General features: G+C 43.7%; 11 protein-coding genes. 5 read left to right on the top strand and 6 right to left on the bottom strand.

Features of this window, described 5'->3' with window-relative positions:
* Window positions 1-21: 21 nt before the first annotated feature.
* The 5 genes from D1136_RS03780 to rlmN form a co-directional block, all read right to left on the bottom strand.
* Complete coding sequence (locus tag D1136_RS03780) at window positions 22-789, bottom strand: creatininase family protein (RefSeq protein ID WP_161876303.1); 768 nt, start codon at window positions 787-789, stop codon at window positions 22-24.
* Window positions 790-801: 12 nt separating this feature from the next.
* The gene (locus D1136_RS03775; RefSeq protein ID WP_161876302.1) at window positions 802-1,248 is read right to left on the bottom strand and encodes a YhcH/YjgK/YiaL family protein; all 447 of its coding nucleotides are present in this window, start codon (window positions 1,246-1,248) and stop codon (window positions 802-804) included.
* Window positions 1,249-1,264: 16 nt separating this feature from the next.
* Complete coding sequence (locus D1136_RS03770) at window positions 1,265-2,500, bottom strand: MFS transporter (RefSeq protein WP_161876301.1); 1,236 nt, start codon at window positions 2,498-2,500, stop codon at window positions 1,265-1,267.
* Between the two features lie 84 nt (window positions 2,501-2,584).
* Window positions 2,585-3,814, bottom strand: a complete 1,230-nt coding sequence (locus D1136_RS03765; RefSeq protein WP_161876300.1) for an ROK family transcriptional regulator — start codon at window positions 3,812-3,814, stop codon at window positions 2,585-2,587.
* Window positions 3,815-3,876: 62 nt separating this feature from the next.
* Window positions 3,877-4,920 (bottom strand): 23S rRNA (adenine(2503)-C(2))-methyltransferase RlmN, encoded by a 1,044-nt coding sequence (gene rlmN, locus D1136_RS03760; protein ID WP_161876299.1) that lies wholly within the window; start codon window positions 4,918-4,920, stop codon window positions 3,877-3,879.
* A 275-nt stretch (window positions 4,921-5,195) separates the two neighbouring features.
* Here rlmN and D1136_RS03755 point away from each other — a divergent pair, with 275 nt between their 5' ends.
* From D1136_RS03755 to D1136_RS03735, 5 genes are all read left to right on the top strand, one after another.
* Complete coding sequence (locus D1136_RS03755; RefSeq protein WP_161876298.1) at window positions 5,196-7,358, top strand: S46 family peptidase; 2,163 nt, start codon at window positions 5,196-5,198, stop codon at window positions 7,356-7,358.
* A 14-nt stretch (window positions 7,359-7,372) separates the two neighbouring features.
* A complete protein-coding gene (locus D1136_RS03750) occupies window positions 7,373-8,395 on the top strand; it encodes a branched-chain amino acid aminotransferase (protein WP_161876297.1) in 1,023 nt (340 codons plus the stop codon).
* Window positions 8,396-8,704: 309 nt separating this feature from the next.
* Window positions 8,705-10,861: a translation factor GTPase family protein gene (locus tag D1136_RS03745; RefSeq protein ID WP_161876296.1), complete on the top strand. Its 2,157-nt coding sequence runs from the start codon at window positions 8,705-8,707 to the stop codon at window positions 10,859-10,861.
* Between the two features lie 107 nt (window positions 10,862-10,968).
* Complete coding sequence (locus tag D1136_RS03740; RefSeq protein WP_161876295.1) at window positions 10,969-11,673, top strand: 16S rRNA (uracil(1498)-N(3))-methyltransferase; 705 nt, start codon at window positions 10,969-10,971, stop codon at window positions 11,671-11,673.
* A 10-nt stretch (window positions 11,674-11,683) separates the two neighbouring features.
* Entirely contained in the window at window positions 11,684-12,352 is a 669-nt protein-coding gene (locus D1136_RS03735; protein ID WP_161876294.1) for a DUF4159 domain-containing protein, read from the top strand.
* On the opposite strand, the gene D1136_RS03730 is transcribed toward D1136_RS03735, so the two are convergent.
* On the bottom strand, window positions 12,327-14,000 hold the full coding sequence (locus tag D1136_RS03730) for a beta-N-acetylhexosaminidase (protein WP_161876528.1): 1,674 nt from the start codon (window positions 13,998-14,000) through the stop codon (window positions 12,327-12,329). The two genes, D1136_RS03735 and D1136_RS03730, sit on opposite strands and share 26 nt — an antisense overlap.
* Window positions 14,001-14,064 lie beyond the last annotated feature (64 nt).

The following is a 14,064-nucleotide window of genomic DNA, read 5'->3' as shown; positions in this document are numbered from 1 at the left end:
AATTATGTTAATATAATTTGTTTAGTTTTCGATATAAATATTCTCGTTTAGAGCTAATTCGGTGAATAGCCGGCAAAGTTCTCCGGTTACGGCTGCCGCATATTGTTTGCCTTTTGATGCGGTAGCTTTTCGGGGGTCTCCGATTCCGGTGTCTTGAGTCACTTTTTGCCAGTTGCGCGGAATCCAGGCTATCTTATCTTTTAACGAAGAAAGGGCGAAAGGTTTACTTTTTCCTTCTCCGGCCAGGTCAAGCCTCACCCATTCCGGATGATAGTGCAACATTACGGACGTTTCCAGTTCTCCGGCATGGTCGTCTTTTTCTTCAAAAAAATTCCGGGGAGGAACTATGGTAAACCATTCGGTGGTCGCAATCAAAAAATCCGGAAAATCTACGGCAAGGTCCCTGATCATATTTTTAAAATTGTTGCCGCCATGCCCGTTGATGATAACCAATTTTCGGAGTCCTTGATGAGAAAGGGAGGCGACGATATCCGTAAGGATGGCCTTTTGTGTCTCATATCTGGAATGAATGCAGAATTCCAGTTCCCGTTGGCCCGGATTCTGAGAGCCCATGAATACCGGAGGTAGTACCATACAGCGAACTTGGTTCTCGTGAAGAGCTAAGCCGGCAGCATCTAAAGAAATAGCCTGAGAAAGAATGCAGTCAGTCAGGTAAGGAAGATGCTGATTATGCGGTTCGGTGGCTCCCCACGGCAGAATGGCCAAGTGATAGTGGTTTTTTTTCACCTCTCCATAACAGGATATTGTTAAATCTATATTTTTATTCATGTGTATGATTTTTCAAACTCTCACTTTAGCTATCAGTTTGCGGATTTTTCCCTGACCGATTGCCGGAGCATGGGGATCTTCCGGAAAAACAATCACAAATTCTCCCGGATGGAGGTCTGCGAAAGTTGTAGGCTTGTCGGAATATAAGGCGCAATCTCCTTCTTTTTTATAGGCCTGGAGTTCCTCCTGTAAATCTTCAATAGGTTTCCAACCGATAGATTCACGACCTTCCAGAAGAATATGTACATCAATGTAGTCCCGATGTAATTCTAACGGTTGTTTATTTTTTTCTACTCCCTCTAAGGCTACGTTGTTGATAAATAAATCTTCTCCCTGTAAGACGATTTTACCTGTTTCTTCTTTCAGGAGATTGTGGCATTTGACGTAGTCAAACAGGGTTTTAAATAAAGGATGAAGTGATTCAATCCGGAAACTATTTTCTAATTTGGAGATGATCATGGCTTTGATTTTAAAGTTATTGCATATTATCTGTCTTGGGCCGCAGGAAATAGAGTTGTAACCCCAGGGCAACCAACACCACTACGCTTAGCCATGCAAAGCCAGTTCCTAAGTTTCCGCCGTCGGTCCATTTCCCCAGGAGGCTGGTTACCGCTGCTCCTGCAAAAACGCCGGTCATGTTCATAATCCCATAAGCAGCAGCTCTGTTTTTTGCTGAAACAAACTGGCAAAGGATAGGCATGTTGTTTGCATCAAAGATTCCATAGCCTATACCAAATAACAGACCTGCACCCACGACTCCTGTAATGTGATGGCTGAATCCGAGCAACATCAGAGCGGGTACAGTCATACCCAGCCCGATAGCGCCGGTGTAGACTCTGCCCCGGATATTCTTTTGAACCCACCGGTCGGAAAGAATCCCTCCGCAAATCACTCCGATAAAGGAAGATACGGCTATCGTAATTGTTGACAAAGGACCTGCAGATGACATATCTAAATTTAAATTTTCAGCAAATAAAGTGGGTAACCAGTTTTTAGTTGCCCAACCCGGAAGACTGGGGGCCGCGAAATAAAAGAGAATCACCCAGAAAGCAATGTTACTGAATAAGAGAGAGAAACTTTTTCCGATGGAATTTTTCTCCGGACTTCCTTTTAAAGAAACTTTTTCAATTTCAATGTGTTCTTTATTTTCGTGAAGGAATAATATTAAAATTATGGCATACGCAATACCAATGATGCCGAACCAATGAAAGGCCGTATGCCAGGAGTAAGCGGCTGCCACAGTGGCTCCGAAACCGCCTAAAGCCTGTCCCGTGTAAAGTCCTGTCATGTGGATGCCAATGGCCAGAGACCTTGATTTGCCTTCATGCCAGTCGGCAATCAGGGAAAGTCCCGCAGGGATGTATAAAGCCTCACTTATACCCATCAATGCCCGCAACCAATATACCTGGTTGAAGGTGGTGGCATATCCCATGCCGTAGGTTACTGCCGACCAGACAAATAGACTTCCTACAATCAGCCATTTGCGGTTTATCCGATCGGCAACAAGGCCTGCAACGGGACTCATGAAGCCGTAAATCCATAAAAATATAGCCATAAGACGACCGAAGTTAACCGCTGATTGTAACTCCCTGATGTCTATCTGCATGGCTTCTTTCATGGTAGACAGCATTTGCCGGTCCATGTAGTTGAGGAGTGCTACTCCCCATAATAAACCTACGACTGCCCAAGGATAAAATTTTTTAATAGTCATGCTATTGTTCTTGCTTCGTTACAAATGTATGAAAAATTAATTTTTTTTTAAGATAATTTTATAGAGTTTCTGAATAAGTGATTTTTAGTATAGAGAAAAATTTTCTTCAGAATCATAATACAGGTGTTCCATCACTAAGCATAGGGTGCCCAATATGCAGGATTGGTCTGTTAGTGTGCTGATTTGAATTTCACATTGATTTTTAAGCCGGGCAATGGTGTATTTATCAATGGCTTGGCGAATGGAGGACAGGATAAGTTCCCGGGCTTCTGTGATTTCTCCTCCGATAACTATCCGCTGAGGATTGAAAAGATGAATCAGGCTGGCTAATGCTTCTCCGATTTTTTCGCCTGCTTTTTGTAATAATTCAATCGCGAAAATATCGTCCTGGAGAGCGGCCTGTATAATATCGGTAAGGTGGAGAGTACCTTTTGTCCTGGAGGGAATGGCAGTTGCTTTTCCTTGTTCTATTGCCTTTTGTGCGGCTTTTACGATGGCTCTTCCCGAAGCAATGGTTTCCAGGCAACCGGCCTTACCGCAGTAGCAGAGGTTTTCTGAGCCTGGAATACGAATATGTCCCAATTCTCCTGCCATACCTTTGTAACCTGTGTAGGGGCGTGAGTTCAGAATCATCCCGAGCCCTATACATTCGTTGATGTTGATGCACAATGCTTCTGAAACATCCTGTGCCGCACCGAAAGTGTGTTCGGCCAGGGTCATGATGGTGGAATCGTTATCAATGAATACGGGGATACCCAACATATCCTCCAGCATGAGGCGAATGTTGGTATTTTCAAAGTTCAGATAGGTAAAGGAATTGCCGTCGCTGTCGATTAATCCGGGAAGCGAAAGTCCGGCACCCCGAATTTTATGACGGTCGGTTTGCAGTATTTCCAGGGTTTGGTTTATCTTTTCTTTCAGATATTGCAGAATGTGTTGATTGTTCTGGCTTTCTAAGATGGAAGGGAAGACCTGGATTTCACCGATGGGATTTTTATGAAGATTGAAGATGGCAATTTTTAGAAATTCCCGGCCAAAATCAATTCCCATAATGTATGCCGCATCCGGATTTAATGAAAAAATGTGAGGACGTTTTCCTCCGACAGAAGGTCCCTGGCCTTGGTCCACAACCCAGCCTTCTTCAATAAGTTCATCTATGATCCGGCTGATGGTTGGAGTTGTCATATTGGTAAGCCGGCAGATCTCCGGCTTTGAAAGTTTCCCTTTTTTATAAAGGTCGCCTATAATACTTTTCTTTTGTTGGTATCGCTTTTCTTTTAAACCCGGTAAAGAGGTTTTGTTTGCTGATTGCATACATTGTTTTTTTATGATTACAAAGTTAAGAAACTTTGTAAAATAATTTCGAAAGTTTTTTTTTATTTTTTTGCAGCAAGCTGACCGCATGCGGCATCAATATCTTTGCCTTTGCTATGGCGCAGATTGACAATCATATTGCAGCTTTCCAGAAAGCGGATGAATTCATCCCGGTTTTTATCCGGACTGTGTTGAAAACCGGTATTTTCAACTGTATTGTATTCGATGAGGTTAATTTTAACCGGGAATTGTTTGCAATATGTAGCCAGCGCTTTGGCATCGTCCGGTTGATCATTGATGTCTTTAAGCAACAGATATTCTAATGTTGGACGTGTACCTGTTTTTTCTACGAAGTATTTCAGGCTTTCAGCAATTTGTTGCAGAGAATAGGCTTTGTTTACCGGCATAAGCTTGCTACGGGTTATTTCTTTGGCAGAATGGAGGGAAACAGCTAAATGAAAGCGAACTCCGTCATCGGCTAAACGTCGTATCTTATCCGGGATTCCTGCCGTAGAAACGGTAATCCGGTAGGGTGACATGGCCAAACCATCCCGGGCGGTGATTTGTTCGATAGCCGTCATTACATTTTCATAGTTTAACAAGGGTTCTCCCATGCCCATAAAAACAATATTGGAGAGTGTTGATTCTTGTTCTTCGGCTGCTTTTTGGGCAGCTACTACCTGGTCGAAAATTTCTCCGGGGGAGAGATTTCTTTTAAATCCCAGACTTCCTGTGGCACAGAATTTACAGCCGAGTTTGCAACCCACCTGCGAAGACACGCAGACCGTGAATTTCTGGTGGCCGGGGATTAGTACGCTTTCAATGATTTCATTGTCATGCAGGCGCCAGGCTGTTTTTATTGTACCGTCAGTTGCTGTCTGTACTTGAGCCGGGGTAATTTTATCAAAGAAAAAATATTTTTCCAATATTTCCCGGGTTGGTTTGGGTAAATTGGTCATGGCTTCAAAATCAGTTGTTCCCCTTTGCCAGATCCATTGCCATATTTGCTTTGCCCTGAAAGTTTTTTCTCCTTTTTCCGTCAAAAAATCACTGATATGTTGCAGGGATAACTCCCGGATATTGTGTTTTTGGTTGTCTGTTTCCATAATCTGTTTGTTTCAGGAGGCAAAGATAGGGGATTTAATGGGGAAATATAAATTTATATGGCAGATTGTAAATTTGAGGTTTTTGGGCAAATAGAGATATTTATGAATCGTTTTGTTAAATTATAGTGAAAATCTGCTAAGGAACAGATTAAATTATATATTTGCAGTTACCTTGAAGTAAAAGTTTTAATAAAATAGCAAGAGTGGTTTTTTGCTTTAAATATTTAATTAAAAAAGGAAATTGAGTAATAATTTAAATTAAAGTTCGGTTAACAATGAAGAAATTAGGGGTTATCATTTTTGCGCTGCTGTCAGTAATGGGAGCGAAAGCGGATGAAGGCATGTGGTTGTTGTCTAAATTAAAACAGCAGAATATTGAGAAAATGCAGCAGATGGGCTTTAAGCTTACGGCTGAGGATATTTATGATGTTAATAAACCTGGCATAAAAGATGCTATTGTCGGGTTAGGAAGAGCCGGTCAGCCGTTCCGTCATTTTTGTTCAGGAGAAATCATTTCCCCGAATGGATTGTTACTGACGAACCATCACTGTGGTTTTAATGCCATTCAGTCTCATTCTTCTCTTGAACACAATTATCTGGAGAATGGATTTTGGGCTTATGATACAAAAGATGAACTGGCAAATCCCGGCATTACAGCTTCTATACTGGATCGGATGGAAGATGTGACGGACCGGGTGAATGCCGTTTTAAACGACCGGATGAGTGAATCGGAGCGGAATGCGGCCATTGATAGTATTTCTGCTATTATTGTAAAGGAAGCAACGGAAAATACTGTTTTGAGTGGTCAGGTACAACCCATGTTTGAAGGGAATCAGTTTTTTCTGTTCTTATATACCATTTACAAGGATGTGCGTTTAGTCGGAGCTCCTCCTCAGTGTATGGGTAAGTTTGGCGGAGATACGGATAACTGGATGTGGCCCCGTCATACGGCTGATTTTTCCATGTTTCGTATTTATACGGCTCCTGACGGAAGTCCTGCCGAATATTCTAAAGACAATGTGCCGTTGAAGCCCAAACACTTTTTACCGGTGTCGGCACAGGGAGTAAAAGACGGTGATTTTGCTATGATCCTTGGTTTTCCGGGAAGTACCGATCGTTATACGACCAGTTACGGATTGGAGAATACAATGGATGTGACCAATGATATCCGTTATCAGGTCAGGACCGTTAAATTGGGAGTGATGCGGGAAGGAATGGAAAAGGATCCGAAGACCCGTATTCAGTATGCTTCTAAATATGCCAGTTGTGCCAACTATTGGAAATATTCTTTTGAACAGAATAAAGCATTGAAACAACTGAACACCATGGGTAATAAGCAGGCCATTGAAAAACAGTTTGAGGCCTGGGTAGAGGCTGAACCAGCCCGAAAAGCGGTATATGGTAGTGTTTTATCTGACCTGAAACAGGGATATGCCGATATGAAAAATTATGCTGTGGCAATGACTTATGTGCAGGAAGCTTTAGCCGGTCCGGAGGCTCATCTTTTTGCTTACCGGTCCGGAGGGTTGATTGAAAGGCTTTGTGATAAGGGCGAAAGTTCGGAAGAGAAAGCAGAGATAAAAGAAGAGCTTCAGAGAATGGGGAAAGCATTTTACAAGGATTTCAACAGTGAGGTTGACGCGAATTTATTTGCCACATTGTTTAAAGTTTATAGTGATAAGGTCGGTGTTGATTTACATCCCGAGTTGATACATTGGGTGAATAAGAAATACAAAGGGGATTATGCCCGTTTTGCGGCGGATTTGAAGAAAACCTCGTTTTTTATGGATGAGGCATCTTTTAATGCTTTCCTGGAAAAACCGGATTGTAAGAAATTAGATAAGGATTTAGCCTATCGTGCAGGGAAATCTTGCTTTGAGATGATACTCAAATTAGGTGCGTATACAAGAGATATCCAGGAGAAAATAGTAAAAGGAGACCGTTTGTTTGTACGTGGTTTGATGGAAATGGAACCAGAAAAAGCCTGGGCCCCCAATGCTAATTCCACACTTCGTTTGACCTACGGAAAAGTGGGAAGTTATAAACCCCGGGATGCCGTTTTTTATGATTACTATACTACTTTGAACGGGGTGATGGAAAAGGAAGGTCCTAAAGGTGGTGAGTTTGAAGTTCCCCAGCGTTTGAAGGAACTGTATGCAAAAAAAGATTTTGCACCCTATGGTACGGATTACCTGAATGTGAATTTTATTACAGATAATGACATTACTGGCGGGAATAGCGGTTCCGGAGTGATTAATGCCGAAGGTTATTTGATTGGTACGGCTTTTGACGGTAATTCGGAAGCGATGTCCGGAGATATTGATTTTGAGGAGAATCTGCAACGGTGTATCAATCTGGATACCCGGTATATGCTTTGGATTGTAGATAAGTATGCAGGTGCTAAAAATCTGATTAATGAAATGACTATTATAAAATAGAAAATATAACTGTTATGAAGAATTTAGATTGGAGTAAATTGTCCTTCGGTTATTCTAAGGCCGATTATAATGTGCGTTGTATTTATAAGGACGGTAAATGGGGAGAGTTGGAGGTCAGCGATTCGGAAATGTTAAATATCCATATGGCTTCTACGTGTTTGCATTACGGACAGGAAGCTTTTGAAGGAATGAAAGCTTTCCGGGGCCGGGACGGACGCATTCGTTTGTTCCGTTGTGAGGAGAATGCCAAACGTATGCTTCATTCTGCTGAATATGTGATGATGCAAGCACCTTCGGTGGAATTATTTACTGAGGCAGTTGTAAAAGCGATTGAGTTGAATAAGGAGTACGTACCGCCTTTTGAATCGGGAGCCAGTTTGTATATACGTCCTTTGTTGATAGGCGTAGGACCTCAAATGGGAGTTGCTCCGGCCAGGGAATATATGTTTGTTGTCTTTGTTGCTCCGGTGGGCCCTTATTTTAAGGCTGGATTTAAACCCACCAAGGTGATGCTGGAACGGCGTTACGACCGGGCGGCTCCCAATGGTACGGGGCATATTAAAGTGGGTGGTAATTATGCTGCAGGTATGCGTTCCGGCGAAGTTGCCCATCAGAAAGGATATTCCACCGCAATATTTTTGGATTCCAAAGAAAAGAAATACATTGATGAATGTGGTCCGGCCAATTTCTTCGGTATAAAGAACAATACTTATATTACTCCTTTTTCCCATACTATTTTGCCTTCTATTACGAATGCCAGTCTGATGGTATTGGCAGAAGACATGGGGCTGAAAGTGGAACGCCGCCATATTCCGGTGGAAGAACTGGAGACTTTTGAAGAGGCTGGTGCTTGTGGTACGGCTGCTGTGATTAGTCCTATCGGTCAAATTGATGACCTGGAAAATAACAGGAGTATTGTTTTTGGAAATCCTGAAGTTCCGGGAGAATGGTGTACTAAGTTATACCATCGTCTGAGGGCAATCCAATATGGTGATGAGCCGGATAAGTTCGGTTGGGTGAAGGTGTTGGATTTTTGATTTGAAACTTTGGCGGGATTTATTCGGTCCCGGTAAAAATTAACACGTTAATCGGTGAAACGGAAACCGGTTAACGTGTTTTTTTATGAAGCTTATCTTATTTTGTGTTGATGATAACTTTGGCATATGAATGGTAGCCTGTTTTTCTTTCGAGTTGACTGATTGGGCGGATTTGTTGGATATTTGCCGGGGCGCGTAAAGCTACAAATTGGCGGGTATTTTTTTGTTTTTTTAAAATTTCTGTTTAATTTGTGAACCAATTTAAAACGTTTGAGACGGATTTTAAAGAAAAACCTAAAACCTTATACTATGAAAACCTACAATCCTAATGAAATCAAGAATATCGCTCTTGTAGGCAGTGCGGGGTCGGGAAAGACCACATTGGCTGAAGCGATGATGTACGAGGGCGGGGTCATCCCGCGCAGGGGTAGCGTGAGTGCTAAAAACACGGCCTCTGACTACCGGCCTGTGGAGCAGGAATACGGTTCTTCTGTTTTTCCGGCGGTGTTGTACACTGAATGGAAAGAACAAAAGCTGAATTTTATAGATACTCCGGGGGCTGATGATTTTGTCGGAGGGGTTATTTCTGCGCTGAATGTCGCCGATACTGCTGTGATGGTGGTGAATGCCGTGAGGGGTGTGGAAGTCGGGACGGAGATTATCAGCCGTCATGCTCAAAAGCTGAATAAACCGATGATTTTTATTATCAACCAGTTGGATCATGAAAAAGCTAATTTTGAACAGACGGTGGAGCATGCACAGTCTTCTTTCGGAAAGAAAGTGGTTTTGGTGCAATATCCGGTGAATCCGGGTTCGGGTTTCAATGAAGTGGTGGATGTTTTGAAAATGGAGATGTACCGGTGGAAACCTGAGGGAGGTAAACCTGATGTCCTTCCTATTCCCGATTCGGAGAAAGAAAAAGCCGGAGAATTGCATAATGCTTTGGTGGAGGCGGCAGCGGAGAATGACGAGGGGTTGATGGAACTTTATTTTGAGAAAGGCAGCCTGAGTGAGGATGAAATGCGAGCTGGTATACGAAAGGGGTTGATTGCCAGGGATATGTTCCCGGTATTCTGTGTTTCGGCTGAGAAAGATATGTGTGTGCGCCGGTTTATGGAGTTTTTGGTAAATGTTGCTCCCAATGCGGCTTCTATGCCGGGAATGATGACAAAAGACGGACGTTTGGTGCCTTATCAAGTGGACGGTCCGGCTTCGGCTTTCGTGTTTAATACGACGATAGAGCAACATTTGGGAGATATCAATTATTTCAAGGTAGTGTCCGGTGTTGTAAAAGAGGGGGATGATCTGATTAATATGACAACGGGAGCGAAGGAACGCATTGCTCAGTTGTATGCTGTGGCAGGAAAGAATCGTACTAAGGTGACGGAATTGAGGGCAGGAGATATCGGTGCTACGGTGAAATTGAAAGGTACTACCAACGGCGATACCCTGAATGACAAGGATTGCGACTATGTTTTCCCGGAGATTATGTATCCGAATTCCCGTTTCCGCACAGCTGTGAAAGCTGTAAATAAGGCGGATGAGGAAAAGATGGCGGAAGTACTTTACCGGATGCATGAAGAAGATCCTTCTTTGTTGGTAGAATATTCTAAGGAATTGAAACAGATGATTCTGTCCGGTCAGGGAGAATTTCACTTGAATACAATGAAGTGGAGGATAGAACACAATGATAAGATTCAGATTGAGTTTTATGCTCCACGGATTCCGTATCGGGAAACTATTACGAAATATGCCCAGGCGGATTATCGTCATAAAAAACAGTCTGGGGGTGCCGGGCAGTTTGGGGAAGTGCATATGGTCATTGAGCCTTACGAAGAGGGTATGCCGGAACCGGTTTCTTATAAAATCGGCGGGGTAGACAGTAAAATGTCCGTAAAGGGAAAAGAAGTATATGATTTGCCTTGGGGAGGAAAATTGGTGTTTTATAACTGCATTGTAGGCGGGGTGATTGAGGCTCGTTTTATGCCGGCTATTCTGAAAGGGATTATGGAAAAAATGGAAGAAGGACCTTTAACCGGCTCTTATGCCCGGGATATACGGGTGTGTATTTATGACGGTAAGATGCATCCGGTGGATTCCAATGAAATTTCTTTCCGTCTGGCCGGCCGCCATGCTTTCAGTGAAGCTTTTAAGAAGGCTGCTCCGAAGATCCTGGAGCCGATTTATGATGTGGAGGTGTTGACGCCTGACGAGGACATGGGGGATGTAATGGGAGATTTACAGACTCGCCGTGCTTTGATTATGGGCATGGAGGCTGACAACGGTTTTCAGAAAATCAAGGCCAAAGTGCCTTTGAAGGAGATGCAGCGTTATTCTACGGCTTTGAGTTCCATTTCCGGAGGACGGGCTACTTTTACTATGAGTTTTGCGGGATATGAGAAAGTACCGTCAGAGGTTCAGGAGGAGTTGTTAAAGACTTATCAGGAGATGGATGAAGATGAATAAGTAGAGGGATGATGTCCTAAGGTGCCGGTACGCTGATAAAATAAAGCGGCCGGCATTTTTTATTTTAGTGAAAACCTTTAGCTTTGTGAAGTAAATGGTTGAAAATTATGTATTTGTTTTATGCGCCTGATATAGAAGGAGATTATTATACGCTGAATGCGGAAGAGTCCCGCCATTGCATACGGGTGTTGAGGTTTACGGAGGGGGAATCCGTGTCGTTGGTGGATGGAAAAGGAAATTGGTATAATGCTGTGGTGGAACGGCCAGAACTGAAAGGATGCGGTGTCAGGGTAACAGAGAAGATAGAGAATCACGGACAGCGTCCTTTTCATTTGCATTTAGCGGTGGCTCCGACTAAAAATATTGACCGGACGGAGTGGATGCTGGAGAAATGTACAGAGATGGGAATAGATGAAATTACTTTGCTTCATACCGCTCATTCGGAGCGTAAAGTGGTGAAGGATGAACGGCTGGAAAAGGTGCTTGTCTCTGCCATGAAGCAGTCTTTGAAGGCTTATTTGCCCCGGCTGAATCCAATGGTGGATTTCCGGCAAATGGTGACAGAGGAGTGTTCGGCTCAAAAATTTATAGCTCATTGCTGTCCGGGAGAGAAAAAGCGATTGGATGAGGTTTACCAACCGGGGCGGGATGCAGTCATTTTAATCGGACCGGAAGGTGATTTTTCGACAGAAGAAGTGGCTCTGGCTGAGGCCAATGGTTTTATAGCTATTTCTTTAGGGACAAGTCGGCTCCGGACGGAGACTGCCGGGATTGTGGCTTGTCATAGTATTAATTTTATGAATAAGGTATAGGTTTTGGTATATGGAACATATTTGGAAGATTGTTTTATTGGTGGTTTTGTTTGTGTTTGTACCGCGTTGGTTGTGGAGTCAGGATACCAAGGTGAAAATAGCCTTGCTGAAGTATAAGGGAGGCGGGGATTGGTATGCCAATCCGACTTCGCTTCCTAATTTGATCCGGTTTTGTAATGAAAATCTGAATACTGATTTAGCTAAAGAACCGGCAGTCGTAGAACCCGGGAACCGGGATATTTTTAATTATCCTTACGTGCATTTGACGGGGCATGGGAATATTGTGTTTACTCCCGTGGAGGCGGAGAATTTGCGGAAATATCTGTTAGGCGGAGGTTTTTTGCATGCTGATGATAATTATGGTTTGGAGCCGTCTTTCCGGCGGGAGATGAAAAAGGTCTTTCCGGACAATGAGTGGATTGAACTTCCCTGGGAGCATCCTATCTTCCATCAGCGATATGATTTTTCGCAGGGGTTGCCGAAGATTCATGAACATGACGCCAAACGGCCTCAGGCTTTTGGTATTGTTAAAGAAGGCCGGTTGGTCGTTTTGTTTACTTTTGAAACGGATTTGGGGGATGGCTGGGAAGATCCGGAGGTCCATCGTGACCCGGAAAACAAACATCGTCAGGCTTTGGAAATGGGAGCGAATATTATTTCTTATGTTTTTCAGAATTAGATGGTTCGGGTGTGGATGTCAATTCTTTTGAGTTTATGATTTCAAAAGGTACCCGGAAACTCACACCTTCACGTATTAAGTCAAACAGCTGAGGGACAAGTCTTTTCTTAAAACTTTCCCAGTTACGGTTTTCCGGCAGGCTCCATCCTGCTTCTGCCAGAGCCAGTGCCCGGGGATAAGCCATATAGGTGATGCGGTTCATGTCCTGAAGAGCTTCTCCCCAGAGCAATCCTGCAACTCCGATGATATGTTTCTGATGCCCGGCGGGCAAGTAGTAGCCGGGGTCCCAATTGTAGGCTTGTTGCAGAGGCAACAAGGGCATGCCCCAGTTATTGTATTCTGGTAAGTCGCCTTTATATTGGGGATAATCAAAGTAACAATGTTCTCCCGGAGAGGCAATCAGATTTATTCCTGCTTTTCCGGTCAGTTCAATTACTTTCGGTGTGAGTCCCATGCGCCAGGTGAATAAAGTGCAGTCTTTCGGGTAAGGGAACAAAAACTCTTCTGCCGGCATCCGGATGTTATCCAGCTCACACCAGAGCAGGAGTTGTTTCTGGTGTTTTCTTACTGTCTCATGTATCCGGTTAAAGAAATACCCCATAATTTCCCGGACATTTTGAAATCCTTTGGAGTGCATTAAATTTTGACAATCGGGACATTGTCCCCAGTTTTCCTCAATAATGGCTTCATCGCCTCCGAGGTGGATTCGGGGAGAAGGAAAAAGGGAACAAACTTCTTGCAATACATTGGCATAAAAGGTATAAACCTCCTCCTTTGCCGCACATAAGGTACGGTCGGTGGTTTTTCTGGGGATAATGGGAATAGAATCCTTGTTTTTACAGCCTAATCCGGGATAGGCCAGGATGGCGGCTACGGTATGTCCCGGGATATCCAGTTCCGGGATGATTTCAATGTGTTTGCGGGCTGCGTAGTTAATCAGTTCCTGTAATTCCTGCTGTGTATAAAAGCCATTGTGAGGGCCTTGATTGCCGGAATTTTGAGCCCGGAAAGCTCCCGTGGAAGTCAGTTGGGGGTACTTCCGGATTTCTATGCGCCATCCTTGGTCATCGGTCAGATGGAGTTGCAGGATGTTGAATTTATACCGGGCCATCAGGTCGATGAAACGTTTTATTTCCGGAAGCGGTATGAAATGTCTTGCCGGGTCAAGCATCAGGGCCCGGTAGCCGTAACGGGGAGCGTCCTCTATTTCTATGGCTGGCAGCTGGGGATGCAGGTTTTGACCACCATCTCCTAATAAGAGTTGGTCCAGGGTTTGGAGAGCCCGGAAAACGCCTGCCGGAGTAGCGGCTGAGATGGCGATGCGTTGAGGAGTAATGGCAATCCGGTAACCTTCCGGCTGAAGAATAGAGGTATCGAGGCGGAGGCTGATGTTTCTTTTTCCCGCTTCTTTTTCATAGAGGATATGTGTGTTGCTTCCTGTGCGTTTTTGGATGATTTTTTTTAGTTCCGTTGCTTCGTTTTGTAAAGAAGTATCGGTGATGATGATTTTTTCTATGGGCCGGAAGCGGTATTCTCCTTTTGAGGGATTGATATGGGCCGGAACCGGGATAAGAGCTTGGGCGGAAACTATTGTTGCGGAAACGGAAAAGAGCAGGGCGAAAATGAAACGTTGAGGGTGAAATGGCATCATCACGATAAATTTAAGAGTTTGTTTATATGTTCAAAGGTATTAAAAAAAGTTGATTTCAGAG

The sequence above is a fragment of the Odoribacter sp. Z80 genome (genome assembly GCF_009935865.1).
GTDB lineage: Bacteria > Bacteroidota > Bacteroidia > Bacteroidales > Marinifilaceae > Odoribacter.
This window is presented reverse-complemented; position numbering and strand designations above follow the sequence as displayed.

Coding starts and splice junctions, on each gene's coding strand:
- D1136_RS03780 (WP_161876303.1), bottom strand. CDS start 789: ATGAATAAAAATATAGATTTAACAATATCCTGTTATGGAGAGGTGAAA.
- D1136_RS03750 (WP_161876297.1), top strand. CDS start 7,373: ATGAAGAATTTAGATTGGAGTAAATTGTCCTTCGGTTATTCTAAGGCC.
- D1136_RS03770 (WP_161876301.1), bottom strand. CDS start 2,500: ATGACTATTAAAAAATTTTATCCTTGGGCAGTCGTAGGTTTATTATGG.
- rlmN (WP_161876299.1), bottom strand. CDS start 4,920: ATGGAAACAGACAACCAAAAACACAATATCCGGGAGTTATCCCTGCAA.
- D1136_RS03735 (WP_161876294.1), top strand. CDS start 11,684: ATGGAACATATTTGGAAGATTGTTTTATTGGTGGTTTTGTTTGTGTTT.
- D1136_RS03775 (WP_161876302.1), bottom strand. CDS start 1,248: ATGATCATCTCCAAATTAGAAAATAGTTTCCGGATTGAATCACTTCAT.
- D1136_RS03740 (WP_161876295.1), top strand. CDS start 10,969: ATGTATTTGTTTTATGCGCCTGATATAGAAGGAGATTATTATACGCTG.
- D1136_RS03730 (WP_161876528.1), bottom strand. CDS start 14,000: ATGCCATTTCACCCTCAACGTTTCATTTTCGCCCTGCTCTTTTCCGTT.
- D1136_RS03745 (WP_161876296.1), top strand. CDS start 8,705: ATGAAAACCTACAATCCTAATGAAATCAAGAATATCGCTCTTGTAGGC.
- D1136_RS03755 (WP_161876298.1), top strand. CDS start 5,196: ATGAAGAAATTAGGGGTTATCATTTTTGCGCTGCTGTCAGTAATGGGA.
- D1136_RS03765 (WP_161876300.1), bottom strand. CDS start 3,814: ATGCAATCAGCAAACAAAACCTCTTTACCGGGTTTAAAAGAAAAGCGA.